Here is a 12,696-nt window from a genome sequence, read left to right on the forward strand (position 1 = left end):
AAACGCGGTACAGAATTGGAATTGCAGCGGCCGCCGTCGCTGTGTGATAAGAGGGAACCCGGAAATGGCTCAGAACGCGTTGCGGCTCGTCGATATGGACTCCCAGGACAAGACCAAGGCTTTGGATGCGGCGCTCGGCCAGATCGAGCGCGCCTTCGGCAAGGGCTCGATCATGCGCCTGGGCCAGAGCGGGCAGGCGGTGGAGACCGAGGTGGTCTCGACCGGCTCGATCAGCCTCGACATCGCGCTCGGCCTCGGCGGCCTGCCGCGTGGCCGGGTGGTCGAGATCTACGGCCCGGAGTCCTCGGGCAAGACGACCCTGGCCCTACACGTCATCGCCGAGGCCCAGAAGCAGGGCGGCACCTGCGCCTTCATCGACGCCGAGCACGCCCTCGATCCGACCTACGCCAACAAGCTGGGCGTCAACGTCGACGAGCTGCTGATCTCGCAGCCGGACGCCGGAGAGCAGGCGCTGGAGATCGCCGACACCCTGGTGCGCTCCGGCGCCCTCGACGTCCTGGTCGTCGATTCGGTGGCGGCCCTGGTGCCGCGGGCCGAGCTCGAGGGCGAGATGGGCGACCAGCTGCCCGGCCTGCAGGCCCGCCTGATGAGCCAGGCGCTGCGCAAGCTGACCAGCTCGATCTCGCGCTCCCAAACCCTGGTCATCTTCATCAACCAGATCCGCATGAAGATCGGGGTGATGTTCGGCAGCCCGGAGACCACGACCGGCGGCAACGCGCTGAAGTTCTACTCCTCGGTCCGCCTGGACATCCGCCGGATCGGCGCGATCAAGGACCGGGATTCGGTGGTCGGCAACCAGACCCGGGTCAAGGTGGTGAAGAACAAGCTGGCGCCGCCCTTCCGGGTGGTCGAGTTCGACATCATGTACGGCGAGGGCATCTCCAAGACCGGCGAGCTCCTGGACCTGGGGGTCCAGGCCGGGGTGGTCGAGAAGTCCGGCGCCTGGTTCTCCCACGGCGGCCAGCGGATCGGCCAGGGCCGGGAGAACGCCAAGGGCTTCCTGCGCGAGCATCCCGAGATGGCTCAGACCATCGAGCGGGCGATCCGCGAGAACGCCGGCCTGGTCAACGAGACCATGCTGGAGGCCGGCGCCGCCGAGCCCGGCGCGGCCGAGGCCTCCGACTGATTTGAGAGCAGCCCCGACGCGCTGCCGCGCGTCAGGGGCCTGCTTCTGGTCCCGGGCGCCGTCTCGACCTTTCGTGGTCGAGGGCGTCCGGTTTTCTTTGAGCAAATTTTCTCGCTCAATCAGAGGCTTAGGGTAAGCCCCGGCGGACGCGGTGGGGTTCGGCGGCGGCCCTGGTCCAGGGCGAGGGCGGCCGGCCCGCCCCGGGCCTCGGGGGGACGGTCCGATCCGCCGGGAGTCCTGGACAGGCCGGGTCCCGGCGGGCTAAATCATGGCCGGGGTGCGGCCGGCCACTTTCGAGACATTCCAAACTTGCGCGCAAGGCCGCGAAGCCACAGGTAATGACCATGCCGACGACGAGTGAGATTCGCAGCCTTTTCCTGGACTACTTCGCACGCCACGGCCATGAGATCGTGGCCTCCTCGCCCCTTGTGCCGCGCAACGATCCGACCCTGCTGTTCACCAACGCCGGCATGGTCCAGTTCAAGAACGTCTTCACCGGCCAGGAGTCGCGGCCCTATCGGCGCGCCGTGACCTCGCAGAAGTGCGTCCGGGCGGGCGGCAAGCACAACGACCTGGAGAACGTCGGCTATACCGCGCGCCACCATACCTTCTTCGAGATGCTGGGCAACTTCTCCTTCGGCGACTACTTCAAGGACCAGGCGATCGAGCTGGCCTGGAACTTGGTCACCAAGGAACTGGGCCTGCCGGGCGAGCGCCTGCTGGCCACGGTCTATGCCGAGGACGACCAGGCCTTCGAGCTCTGGCGCAAGATCGCCGGCCTGCCGGAGGCGCGGATCCTGCGCATTCCGACCTCGGACAACTTCTGGGCCATGGGCGACACCGGGCCCTGCGGCCCCTGCTCGGAGATCTTCTTCGACCACGGGCCCGAGATCCCGGGCGGGCCGCCTGGCAGCCCGGAGGAGGACGGCGACCGCTTCATCGAGATCTGGAATCTGGTCTTCATGCAGTTCGAGCAGGTCGATCCCGAGACTCGGGTCGAGCTGCCCAAACCCTCGATCGACACCGGCATGGGGCTGGAGCGCATCGCCGCCGTGCTCCAGGGCAAGCACGACAACTACGATATCGACCTGATGCGCGCGATCATCGAGGCCTCGGCCGAGGCTTCGGCCACGGCGGCCGACGGGGCGCATGCGGTCTCGCACCGGGTGATCGCCGACCACCTGCGGGCCTCGGCTTTCCTGATCGCCGACGGCGTGCTGCCCTCGAACGACGGCCGCGGCTACGTGCTGCGCCGGATCATGCGCCGCGCGATGCGCCACGCCCACAAGCTGGGCTGCAAGGAGCCGCTGATGTGGCGCCTGGTCCCGGCGCTGCGCGTCCAGATGGCCCAGGCCTTCCCGGAGCTGGAGCGTGCCGAGGCGCTGATCACCGAGACCTTGAGGCTGGAGGAGAGCCGCTTCAAGGAGACCCTCGGCCGCGGCCTGAAGCTGCTGGAGGCCGAGATCGACGGCCTGTCCGAAGGCGCTGCCCTGCCCGGCGAGGTCGCCTTCAAGCTCTACGACACCTACGGCTTTCCCCTCGACCTGACCCAGGACATCCTGCGCGGCCAGGGCCGCGGCGTCGACACCCCGGGCTTCGACGCAGCGATGAAGGTCCAGCAGGACAAGGCCCGCGAGGCCTGGAAGGGCTCCGGCGAGGCGGCGACCGAGAGCCTCTGGTTCGACCTGCGCGCGCGCCTTGGCGCCACCGACTTCCTCGGCTACGGGACCGAGGCTGCCGAAGGTGTGGTCCAGGCCCTGGTCGTCGACGGCGAGGAGGTCGAGCGCGCCGCCGCTGGCCAGGAGGTCGTCGTGGTGGTCAACCAGACGCCCTTCTACGGCGAATCGGGCGGCCAGGAGGGCGACTGGGGCATTATCTTCTCGGCCGAAGGGGCTGAGATCGTGGTCTCCGACACCCAGAAGAAGCTCGGCGACCTGCACGTCCACAGCGGCCAGGTCACCCAGGGCGAGATCGCGCTGGGCGAGGCAGTCGAGTTGCGGGTCGACGGCCGACGGCGTGGCGGTCTGAGGGTGCATCACTCGGCGACCCACCTGCTGCACGAGGCCTTACGCCGGCGCCTGGGCGACCACGTCACCCAGAAGGGCTCGCTGGTCGCGCCCGACCGCCTGCGGTTCGACTTCAGCCATCCCAAGGCCCTGAGCCCTGAGGACCTGGCGGCGATCGAAGCCGACGTCAACGCACGGATCCGGGCCAACGCCCCGGTCGAGACCCGCTTCATGACCCCGGACGCGGCGATCGAAGCCGGCGCCCTCGCGCTTTTCGGCGAGAAGTACGGCGAGGAGGTGCGGGTCGTCTCCATGGGCGGGGCCGACAGCCTCAAGGGCGGCGAGCGGCAGTACTCGACCGAGCTCTGCGGCGGCACCCACGTCCGGCGGACCGGCGACATCGGCTTCCTCAAGATCACCCGGGAGGAGGCCCTGGCCTCCGGCGTGCGCCGCATCGAGGCCCTGGCCGGCGAAGCGGCCCTGGCCTACGTCGAGGCCCAGGACCACCTCCTGCAAGAGGCGGCGGCGGCCCTCAAGGCGGCGCCGGCTGAGCTGCCGGCGCGGATCGCCGGGCTGCTGGAGGAGCGCAAGCGCCTGCAGCGCGAGCTCAAGGACGCGCAGAAGCGCCTCGCGACCGGCGGCGGCGGCAAGGCCGCCGCGGCGCCCAAGGCTCGCGAGGTCGGCGGCATCGCCTTCACCGGCCGGGTCCTGGAGGACATCCCGCCGCGCGACCTGAAGCCCCTGGCCGACGAGCTGAAACGCAACGTCGGCAGCGGCGTGGTGGCCCTGGTCTCGGTCAACGAGGGCAAGGCCTCGATCGTGGTCGGGGTGACCGAAGACCTCACCTCCCGGCTCGACGCGGTCGAGCTTGTGCGCCGCGGTTCCGAGGCCCTGGGCGGCAAGGGCGGCGGCGGCCGTCCGGACATGGCCCAGGCCGGCGGCCCGGACGGCAGCAGGGCCGCCGCGGCTCTGACCGCCATCGAGGGCGCCCTGGCCGAGCTTCAGCCCGCCTGACAGGATAGGCCCTGGGCCGGGCCGAAGGGGTCGATCCCGGCGCGCGGGACCGCCCGCTCTTTCCAGGCCCAATGCCGGTCCCAGTGCCGGGGCCAGGTCAGCAACCTCGCCGTGTGGGTTCGCGGAAACGGTTACATCACGACCCGGCCTCGCGGCAGCCCTTGTGGCTGGATCCCGGGGGGCCGGCCCGCGGCTCCGTCCGGCAAACAAGCGGCCCGGATGTCCTTGGCCGCGAAGCGAAAACTCTGCTCATTTTGTGATCAGCCCTTCGGTTGACAGGGTCATGCCGTCGTGCCTCACTACCGCCCAATGCGGGGGTGGATTCCCCCTGGCCACGTCCTTAGCAGACCTAGCTCAGAAAGATAAAATTGGGAGGACACCCGTGAAACGCCCAATGCTGTCCGCGACCCTCGCGGTGGCGGCGTCCCTGTGCGTTACCCTGCCGGTGCAGGCGAAGACCCTGGTCTTCTGCTCCGAGGGCAGCCCCGAGGGCTTCAACCCGGCCTTCTACACCGCCGGCACCACCTTTGATGCCTCCTCGCAGGCGATCTACAACCGCTTGGTCGAGTTCGAGCGCGGCACGACCAACATCGAGCCGGCGCTGGCCGAGGACTGGACGATCTCCGGCGACGGCCTGGAGTACACGTTCAAGCTGCGCAAGGGCGTCAAGTTCCAGACCACCAAGGGCTTCACGCCGAGCCGCGACTTCAACGCCGACGACGTCCTCTTCAGTTTCCTGCGCCAGCTGAAGAAGGACCATCCCTACCACGCGGTCTCGGGCGGTTCCTTCGAGTACTTCAACGGCATGTCCATGCCGGATCTGCTGAAGGACGTGGTCAAGGTCGACGACTACACGGTGAAGTTCATTCTGAACCGGCCCGAGGCACCGATGATCGCCAACCTGGGCATGGACTTCGCCTCGATCTTCTCGGCCGAGTACGCCGACGCCATGATGAAGGCTGGGACCCCGGAGAAGGTCGACCTGGAGCCGGTCGGCACCGGTCCCTTCCAGCTGGTCGCTTACCAGAAGGACGCGGTGATCCGCTACAAGGCTCACCCGGACTACTGGGCCGGCAAGGCGGCGATCGACAATCTGGTCTTCGCGATCACGCCGGACGCCAACGTCCGCTACCAGAAGCTGCGGGCCGGGGAATGCCACGTCATGCCCTATCCCAACCCGGCCGACCTGGAGGCGATGAAGTCGGACCCGGAGATCAAGCTGCTGCAGCAGGAGGGCCTGAACGTCGGCTATCTCGGCTTCAACGTCGAAAAGAAGCCCTTCGACGACAGGAAGGTCCGCCAGGCCCTGAACATGGCCATCAACAAGCAGGCGATCATCGACGTGGTCTTCCAGGGCGCCGGCAAGGCGGCGAAAAACCCGATCCCGCCGACCATCTGGTCCTACAACGACGAGGTCCAGGACTATCCCTATGATCCCGAGAAGGCCAAGAAGCTGCTGGACGAGGCCGGCGTCAAGGACCTCAAGACCAACATCTGGGCCATGCCGGTGCAGCGGCCCTACAACCCCAACGCCCGGCGCATGGCCGAGCTGATTCAGGCCGACTGGGAGAAGGTCGGGGTCAAGGCCGATATCGTATCCTTCGAATGGGGCGAGTACCTCAAGCGCTCCAAGGAGGGCGAGCACGACTCGGTCCTGCTCGGCTGGACCGGCGACAACGGCGATCCGGACAACTTCCTCGCCGTGCTCTTGGGCTGCGACGGCGTCGGCGGCTCGAACCGCTCGCGCTGGTGCCACAAGCCTTTCGAGGAGCTGATCCAGAAGGCGAAGGTCACCAGCGAGCTGGAGGACCGGACCGAGCTCTACGAGCAGGCCCAGGTCGTTTTCAAGGAAGAGGCGCCCTGGGTCACGATCGCGCATTCCGTGGTCTTCAAGCCGGTGCGCAAGGAGGTCAAGAACTTCCGGATCAATCCTTTCGGGACGCACGTCTTCTATGGCGTCGACCTCGAGGAGTAGGAGCGGCCTAACGGTGTGAAACGGGGCGGGGAAGGCCATCCTTCCCCGCCCGACTTTCTTGGCGGCTGGATTGGCAGGACATGCTGCGCTTCGTGCTGACGCGACTGGGGCACCTGATCCCGACCTTCGTCGGAGTCACGATCGTCGCCTTCGCCTTCATCCGGTTAATACCCGGCGATCCGATCGAGGTCCTGGCCGGCGAGCGCAGCGTCAGCCCCGAGCGCCACGCCGAACTGATGCGGCAGTTCGGCTACGACAAGCCGTTGTGGCAGCAGTACCTGAACTATGTCGGCGACCTTTTCCAAGGCGACCTCGGGCAGTCGATCGTCACCCGGCGGCCGGTGGTGGAGGAGTTCCTGACGCTATTTCCGGCCACGATCGAGCTCTCGCTCTGCGCCATCGTTCTGGCGATCGCGATCGGCCTGCCCTTCGGCATCCTGGCCGGGGTCAAGCGGGGCTCGATCCTCGACCACGGGGTCATGACCGTTTCCCTGACCGGCTATTCCATGCCGATCTTCTGGTGGGGCCTGCTGCTGATCATCTATTTCTCCGCCACCCTCGGCTGGACCCCTGTGTCTGGGCGGATCTCGCTGCTCTACTTCTTCGAACCGGTGACCGGCTTCATGCTGATCGATAGCCTGCTGTCGGGCGAGGAGGGCGCCTTCCGCTCGGCGGTCCGCCACCTGATCCTGCCGACCGTGGTCCTGGCAACGGTTCCCATGGCGGTGATCGCGCGCCAGACCCGCTCCGCCATGCTCGAGGTGCTGAGCGAGGATTACGTCCGCACCGCGCGGGCCAAGGGCCTGCCGCCGCTGCGGGTGGTCGGCCTGCACGCCCTGCGCAACGCCCTGATCCCGGTGGTCACGGTGATCGGCCTTCAGGTCGGCGTGCTGCTGGCGGGCGCGATCCTGACCGAGACCATCTTTTCCTGGCCGGGGATCGGCAAGTGGATGGTCGACTCGATCTTCCGCCGCGACTATCCCTCGGTGCAGGGCGGACTGCTGATGATCGCGGGGATCGTGATGATCGTGAACATGCTGGTCGACCTGCTCTACGGCCTGATCAACCCGCGGATCCGGCGGACGGGATAGCGCCATGACCGAGATTGCCCGAGCGGCGAAGCCAGAGACGCAGGCCCGGGAGGAGAACGCGACCCTCCTGATGCTGAAGGAGTTCTGGTTCTACTTCAGCGAGAACCGGGGCGCCGTGATCGGCATGGTCGTCATCGTCGCCGTCGTTCTGATGGCGATCTTCGCGGATCTCCTCGCGCCGCATCTGCCCAACGAGCAGAACCGCGATCACCTGCTGCAGCCGCCGGCCTGGGAGGAGGGCGGCAGCTGGGCCTTTCCCTTGGGCACCGACGCGACCGGCCGCGACATGCTGTCGCGGATCATGCACGGCGCGCGCTACTCGTTGCTGATCGGCTGCATCGTGGTCACGCTTTCGCTGTCGTCCGGCATCCTGCTGGGGCTGGTCGCCTCGTTCTTCAGGGGCTTCGTCGAGACCGGGATCATGCGCCTGATGGACATCATCCTGGCCGTGCCCAGCCTGCTCCTGGCACTGGTCATCGTCGCGATTCTGGGGCCGGGCCTGGAGAATGCGATGATCGCCGTCGCCGTGGTCTACATGCCGCACTTCGTCCGCCTGACCCGTGCCTCCGCGATTGCCGAGCTGTCCAAGGACTACGTCACGGCCAGCCGGGTCTCCGGCGCCGGGCTCTTCCGTCTGATGTTCTCCACGGTGCTGCCCAACTGCATGGCGCCGCTGATCGTGCAGGCGACCTTGAGCTTCTCGGCCGCGATCCTGGACGCCGCGGCGCTGGGCTTCCTCGGCATGGGTGCCCAGCCGCCGACGCCCGAATGGGGCACCCTGCTGGCCGACGCCCGCGACTTCATCACCCGGGCCTGGTGGGTGGTGACCTTCCCCGGCCTGGCGATCCTGGTCACGGTGCTGTCCTTCAACCTCATGGGCGACGGTCTGCGCGACGCCCTGGATCCGAAGCTGAAGCGGAGCTGAGCGCCGTGGCCCTGCTCGAGATCCGCAACCTTTCGGTCGAGTTCCAGACTGCCTTCGGACCCTTCCGTGCGGTCGACGGCATCGATCTGACCTTGGAGGAGGGCGATATCCTGGGCGTCGTCGGGGAGTCCGGCTCCGGCAAGAGCGTCACCATGCTCGCCTTGATGGGCCTGCTTCCCTGGACCGCCAAGGTCGAGGCCGAGCGGCTCGCCTTCGCCGGCCAGGACCTGCTGGGCCTGCCGACCGCGGCGCGGCGGCGGATCGTCGGCAAGGACATGGCGATGATCTTCCAGGAGCCCATGACCAGCCTCAACCCCTGCTTCACCGTCGGCTTTCAGATTATGGAGTCGCTCAAGGTCCACGAGGGCCTGGCCCGCCACGACCGCCGCCGGCGCGCCGTGGAGCTGCTCGACCTGGTCGGGATCCCGGATCCCGAGACCCGCCTCGATGCCTTTCCGCACCAGCTGTCCGGCGGCATGAACCAGCGGGTCATGATCGCCATGGCGATCGCCTGCAACCCGCGGCTCCTGATCGCCGACGAGCCGACCACAGCGCTCGACGTGACCATCCAGGCTCAGATCCTCGACCTGCTGCTGCGCCTGCAGCGGGAGCGACGCATGGCCCTGGTGCTGATCACCCACGACATGGCGGTCGTTGCCGAGACGGCGCAGCGGGTGACCGTGATGTACGCCGGCCAGCAGGTCGAGGAGCGGGGCGTCGACCGGCTCTTCGCCCATCCCCGCCATCCCTATACCGCGGCGCTGCTGGACGCGCTGCCGGAGCGGGCGAAGGGCAAGCGGCGCCTGCCGACGATCCCCGGAGTGGTGCCGGGCGCCGGCGACCGGCCCGAAGGCTGCCTCTTCAACCCGCGCTGCCGCTTCGCCGAGGACCGCTGCCGCAGCGAGCGGCCGGCGCTCGACGGCGACGGCGGCGGCCGCGTACGCTGCTTCCGTCCGCTGGACCGTCCCTCCGACAGCGGCGCCACGGGAGACGCGGCATGAGCGCCCCGGTCCTCGAGGCGGCCGAGCTGGCCCGCCACTACGAGGTGCGGCGCGGCTTCCTCGCCGGCAGCGCGACGGTCAAGGCCCTGGCCGGCGCGTCCTTCCGGCTGGCGCCGGGCAAGACCCTGGCGGTGGTTGGCGAGTCCGGCTGCGGCAAGTCGACTCTGGCCCGCCTGGTCACCCAGATCGAGCGGCCGACCGCGGGCCGGCTGATCATCGACGGCCGGGATGTGACCGAGGCGGGTACGGCCGAGCTTCATGAGATCCGCAAGGTGGTCCAGATCGTCTTCCAAGACCCCTTCGGCTCGCTCAACCCGCGCAAGAAGGTGGGCGCGATCCTGGAAGAGCCGCTGGTCATCAACACCTCCATGAGCGCCGCCGAGCGGGCCGAGCGGGCGCGCGAGATGATGGCCAAGGTCGGGCTGCGGCCGGAGCACTACAACCGCTATCCGCACATGTTTTCCGGCGGCCAGCGACAGCGCATCGCCATCGCCCGGGCGCTGATGCTGCAGCCCCGGATCCTGGTCGCCGACGAGCCGGTCTCGGCCTTGGACGTCTCGATCCAGGCCCAGGTCCTGAACCTGCTGATGGACCTTCAGGAGGAGTTCAACCTGGCCTATCTCTTCATCTCCCACGACCTCTCGGTGGTGCGCCACCTCTGCGACGAGGTCATGGTGATGTACCTGGGCCGGCCGGTGGAGCAGGGCGCTCGCGATGCGATCTTCGAACGGCCCGCGCACCCCTATACCCGCGCCCTCCTGGCCAGCACGCCGGCGGTGGACCCGCAGCGACGGCACGAGCGGATCGCGCTCAAGGGCGAGTTGCCCTCGCCCCTGGACCCGCCGCCGGGCTGCGCCTTCCACCGCCGCTGTCCGCACGCGACCGAGGCCTGCAGCCGCGAGCTGCCCGAGTTGCGCGCCTTCGACGGCCGCCAGGTCGCCTGCCACCATGCGGAGACGATCGCCGAGCCGGTCAGCGCGCAGGCCTGACCCGCGCCATTACAGCTATTGCGAGAAAGTTCCTGAGGCTAGCCTGTTGGTCGTGCGCTCGCCCGGGGATCCTAGCGCACTTCCCGATTAGACGCGTTCGCGTCTGGCCGGGAATAGTGCGCTATCACTCTGAAGGTAGGGCATTACATCCGGCCAGATGGATCGCGAAGCGATTCTATCTGATCGGATAATGCCCTAGGCGCCGGAGATCCGGGGCGATGGTGAAGCGGTGCAACAGGAAGGCGGGACGCGGTGCAGTTGGATCATTTCTCGCGCCTGGTGGCGGACGAGGTCTTCCAGCATTTTCCAGGTTGGCAGGCTTCGGCCCGGGTCCATCTCGACTCGGGCGAGACCGGCCATCTTTTCATCGAGGTGCCCGCGCCGGAGGGCGCCGATCTCCAGCCCACGCTCTACGTGATCACCAAGGCGAAGGTCATCACCGTCGGCGTCGATCACTACAACGGCCATTTCGGCCGCTTCACCAGCAGCGAGGAGGATCCGGACTGCCTGACCTGGCTCCGGAGGTTCCTGGCCGAGGAGATCGTAATCGTCTCCTGGTGGTCGGGCACAAACCTGCGCGGCGCGACCTGGAGCCAGCCGGACCTGCTTCCGGCGGCCCCCACGGACTGCCGGCCCTACGACCGGGTCCGGGTCCGCTCCTGGCGCGGCAGCCACGACCAGGACCTCGGCGCCTGACCCCTGCGACGCTGTCGAAGCCGGCCGGACCCTCCAGGTTCGGCCGGCCCGCTGCGACTACTGAACGTCGGCGGCGACCTTCAGCGAGATCATCTTGTCCGGGTTCTGGACCGTGCCGCTGCGGTCGCTCTCCGGCGCCTTCTTGATCAGGTCGACGAACTGCATGCCCTCGACGACCTTGCCGAAGACCGTGTACTGGCCGTTCAGGAAGGAGGCCGGCGCGAAGCAGATGAAGAACTGGCTGTTGGCGCTGTTGGGGTTCTGGGACCGCGCCATGCCGAGGGTGCCGCGCTCGAAAGGCCGGTCGGAGAATTCCGCCGGCAGGTCGGGCTTGTCCGAGCCGCCGCGTCCGGTCCCGGTCGGGTCGCCGGTCTGGGCCATGAAGCCGCCGATGACGCGGTGGAAGACGATCCCGTCGTAGAAGCCCGCGCGCGCCAGCTCCTTGATCCGGGCGACGTGCTTGGGCGCGACGTCGGGGTAGAGCTCGATCACGACCTTGCCGTCCTTAAGCTCCAGGATCAGGGTGTTTTCCGGATCTGAGGCGGCGCCGGCCCCCTCGCTGCCTTGGGTCATGGTGAGAGCTCCCGCAAATAGCACTGTCAGGACGAAGGTGGTCAGCCGGCGGCCTGCCGTCATTTCATCGCCTCCTGGAGGTTTTCGTCGATCTTGTCCATGAACTGGTCGGTGTTGAGCCAGGTCTGGTCCGGCCCGATCAGCAGGGCCAGGTCCTTGGTCATGAAACCGGATTCCACCGTGTCGATGCAGACCTTTTCCAGGGCTTCCGCGAAGTTCACGACGTCGGGCGTATCGTCAAAGCGTCCGCGATAGGCGAGCCCGCGGGTCCAGGCGAAGATCGAGGCGATGGGGTTCGTCGAGGTTTCCTTGCCCTGCTGGTGCAGGCGGTAGTGGCGGGTGACGGTGCCGTGGGCCGCCTCGGCCTCGATGGTGTTGCCATCAGGCGTCATCAGGACCGAGGTCATCAGGCCCAGCGAGCCGAAGCCCTGGGCCACCGTGTCGGACTGGACGTCGCCGTCGTAGTTCTTGCAGGCCCAGACGAAGCCGCCGGACCACTTCAGCGCGCAGGCCACCATGTCGTCGATCAGGCGGTGCTCGTAGGTGATGCCCTTGGCGTCGAACTTGTCCTTGAACTCGGCGTCGAAGACCTCCTGGAAGAGGTCCATGAAGCGGCCGTCGTAGGCCTTGAGGATGGTGTTCTTGGTCGAGAGGTAGACCGGCCAGCCCAAGGCCAAGCCGTAGTTCATGCAGGCCCGGGCGAAGCCGCGGATCGATTCGTCGAGGTTGTACATCCCCATGGCGATGCCGGAATCGGGGAAGTCAAAGATCTCGTGGCTGATCACCTCGCCGCCGCCGGCCGGGGTGAAGGTCAGGGTCAGCTTGCCGGGGCCGGGCACCAGGAAGTCGGTCGCGCGGTACTGGTCGCCGAAGGCGTGGCGGCCGATCACGATCGGCTGGGTCCAGCCCGGCACCAGGCGCGGCACGTTGTCGCAGATGATCGGCTGGCGAAAGACGGTGCCGCCCAGGATGTTGCGGATCGTGCCGTTGGGCGAGCGCCACATCTTCTTCAGTCCGAACTCCTCGACCCGGGCCTCGTCGGGCGTGATGGTCGCGCACTTGACGCCGACCCCGTACTGCTTGATGGCGTTGGCCGAGTCCACGGTGATCCGGTCGTCGGTGGCGTCCCGGCTCTGGACCGAGAGGTCGAAGTACTTCAGGTCGACATCGAGGTAGGGCAGGATCAGCTTGTCCTTGATCTTGGCCCAGATGATCCGCGTCATCTCGTCGCCGTCGAGTTCGACGAGCGGGGTCTTCACTTCGATTTTCGCCATCTTCC

The 12,696-nt window shown here is 67.7% G+C and carries 10 protein-coding genes; 8 read left to right on the plus strand and 2 right to left on the minus strand.

Going from position 1 to position 12,696, the window contains the following annotated elements; translation table 11 throughout:
- Positions 1–64: 64 nt before the first annotated feature.
- From recA to QNJ30_11910, 8 genes are all read left to right on the plus strand, one after another.
- Positions 65–1,147: a recombinase RecA gene (recA, locus tag QNJ30_11875; protein MDJ0944160.1), complete on the plus strand. Its 1,083-nt coding sequence runs from the start codon at positions 65–67 to the stop codon at positions 1,145–1,147.
- A 344-nt stretch (positions 1,148–1,491) separates the two neighbouring features.
- Positions 1,492–4,167, plus strand: a complete 2,676-nt coding sequence (gene alaS / locus QNJ30_11880; protein ID MDJ0944161.1) for an alanine--tRNA ligase — start codon at positions 1,492–1,494, stop codon at positions 4,165–4,167.
- 394 nt (positions 4,168–4,561) lie between these two features.
- Complete coding sequence (locus tag QNJ30_11885; protein MDJ0944162.1) at positions 4,562–6,142, plus strand: ABC transporter substrate-binding protein; 1,581 nt, start codon at positions 4,562–4,564, stop codon at positions 6,140–6,142.
- An 80-nt stretch (positions 6,143–6,222) separates the two neighbouring features.
- The gene (locus QNJ30_11890; protein ID MDJ0944163.1) at positions 6,223–7,233 is read left to right on the plus strand and encodes an ABC transporter permease subunit; all 1,011 of its coding nucleotides are present in this window, start codon (positions 6,223–6,225) and stop codon (positions 7,231–7,233) included.
- A gap of 70 nt (positions 7,234–7,303) precedes the next feature.
- On the plus strand, positions 7,304–8,158 hold the full coding sequence (locus QNJ30_11895; GenBank protein MDJ0944164.1) for an ABC transporter permease subunit: 855 nt from the start codon (positions 7,304–7,306) through the stop codon (positions 8,156–8,158).
- Positions 8,159–8,163: 5 nt separating this feature from the next.
- Positions 8,164–9,159, plus strand: a complete 996-nt coding sequence (locus tag QNJ30_11900; protein MDJ0944165.1) for an ATP-binding cassette domain-containing protein — start codon at positions 8,164–8,166, stop codon at positions 9,157–9,159.
- Positions 9,156–10,148 carry a dipeptide ABC transporter ATP-binding protein gene (locus QNJ30_11905; protein MDJ0944166.1) on the plus strand — a complete coding sequence of 331 codons (993 nt, stop codon included), beginning with the start codon at positions 9,156–9,158 and terminating at the stop codon, positions 10,146–10,148. Before QNJ30_11900 ends, QNJ30_11905 begins: the two co-directional genes overlap by 4 nt.
- 252 nt (positions 10,149–10,400) lie before the next feature.
- The gene (locus QNJ30_11910; protein ID MDJ0944167.1) at positions 10,401–10,844 is read left to right on the plus strand and encodes a hypothetical protein; all 444 of its coding nucleotides are present in this window, start codon (positions 10,401–10,403) and stop codon (positions 10,842–10,844) included.
- 57 nt (positions 10,845–10,901) lie between these two features.
- Here QNJ30_11910 and QNJ30_11915 read toward each other — a convergent pair whose 3' ends face one another.
- On the minus strand, positions 10,902–11,417 hold the full coding sequence (locus QNJ30_11915) for a peptidylprolyl isomerase (protein MDJ0944168.1): 516 nt from the start codon (positions 11,415–11,417) through the stop codon (positions 10,902–10,904).
- 59 nt (positions 11,418–11,476) lie between these two features.
- Complete coding sequence (locus QNJ30_11920; GenBank protein ID MDJ0944169.1) at positions 11,477–12,691, minus strand: NADP-dependent isocitrate dehydrogenase; 1,215 nt, start codon at positions 12,689–12,691, stop codon at positions 11,477–11,479.
- Positions 12,692–12,696: the final 5 nt, after the last annotated feature.

Source organism: Kiloniellales bacterium, from assembly GCA_030066685.1.
Taxonomy (GTDB): Bacteria; Pseudomonadota; Alphaproteobacteria; order Kiloniellales; family JAKSBE01; genus JAKSBE01.

Excerpts from the sequence above, each read along its gene's own strand:
- recA (MDJ0944160.1), top strand. The coding sequence starts at position 65 with ATGGCTCAGAACGCGTTGCGGCTCGTCGATATGGACTCCCAGGACAAG.
- alaS (MDJ0944161.1), top strand. The coding sequence starts at position 1,492 with ATGCCGACGACGAGTGAGATTCGCAGCCTTTTCCTGGACTACTTCGCA.
- QNJ30_11885 (MDJ0944162.1), top strand. The coding sequence starts at position 4,562 with ATGCTGTCCGCGACCCTCGCGGTGGCGGCGTCCCTGTGCGTTACCCTG.
- QNJ30_11890 (MDJ0944163.1), top strand. The coding sequence starts at position 6,223 with ATGCTGCGCTTCGTGCTGACGCGACTGGGGCACCTGATCCCGACCTTC.
- QNJ30_11895 (MDJ0944164.1), top strand. The coding sequence starts at position 7,304 with ATGCTGAAGGAGTTCTGGTTCTACTTCAGCGAGAACCGGGGCGCCGTG.
- QNJ30_11905 (MDJ0944166.1), top strand. The coding sequence starts at position 9,156 with ATGAGCGCCCCGGTCCTCGAGGCGGCCGAGCTGGCCCGCCACTACGAG.
- QNJ30_11915 (MDJ0944168.1), bottom strand. The coding sequence starts at position 11,417 with ATGACCCAAGGCAGCGAGGGGGCCGGCGCCGCCTCAGATCCGGAAAAC.
- QNJ30_11920 (MDJ0944169.1), bottom strand. The coding sequence starts at position 12,691 with ATGGCGAAAATCGAAGTGAAGACCCCGCTCGTCGAACTCGACGGCGAC.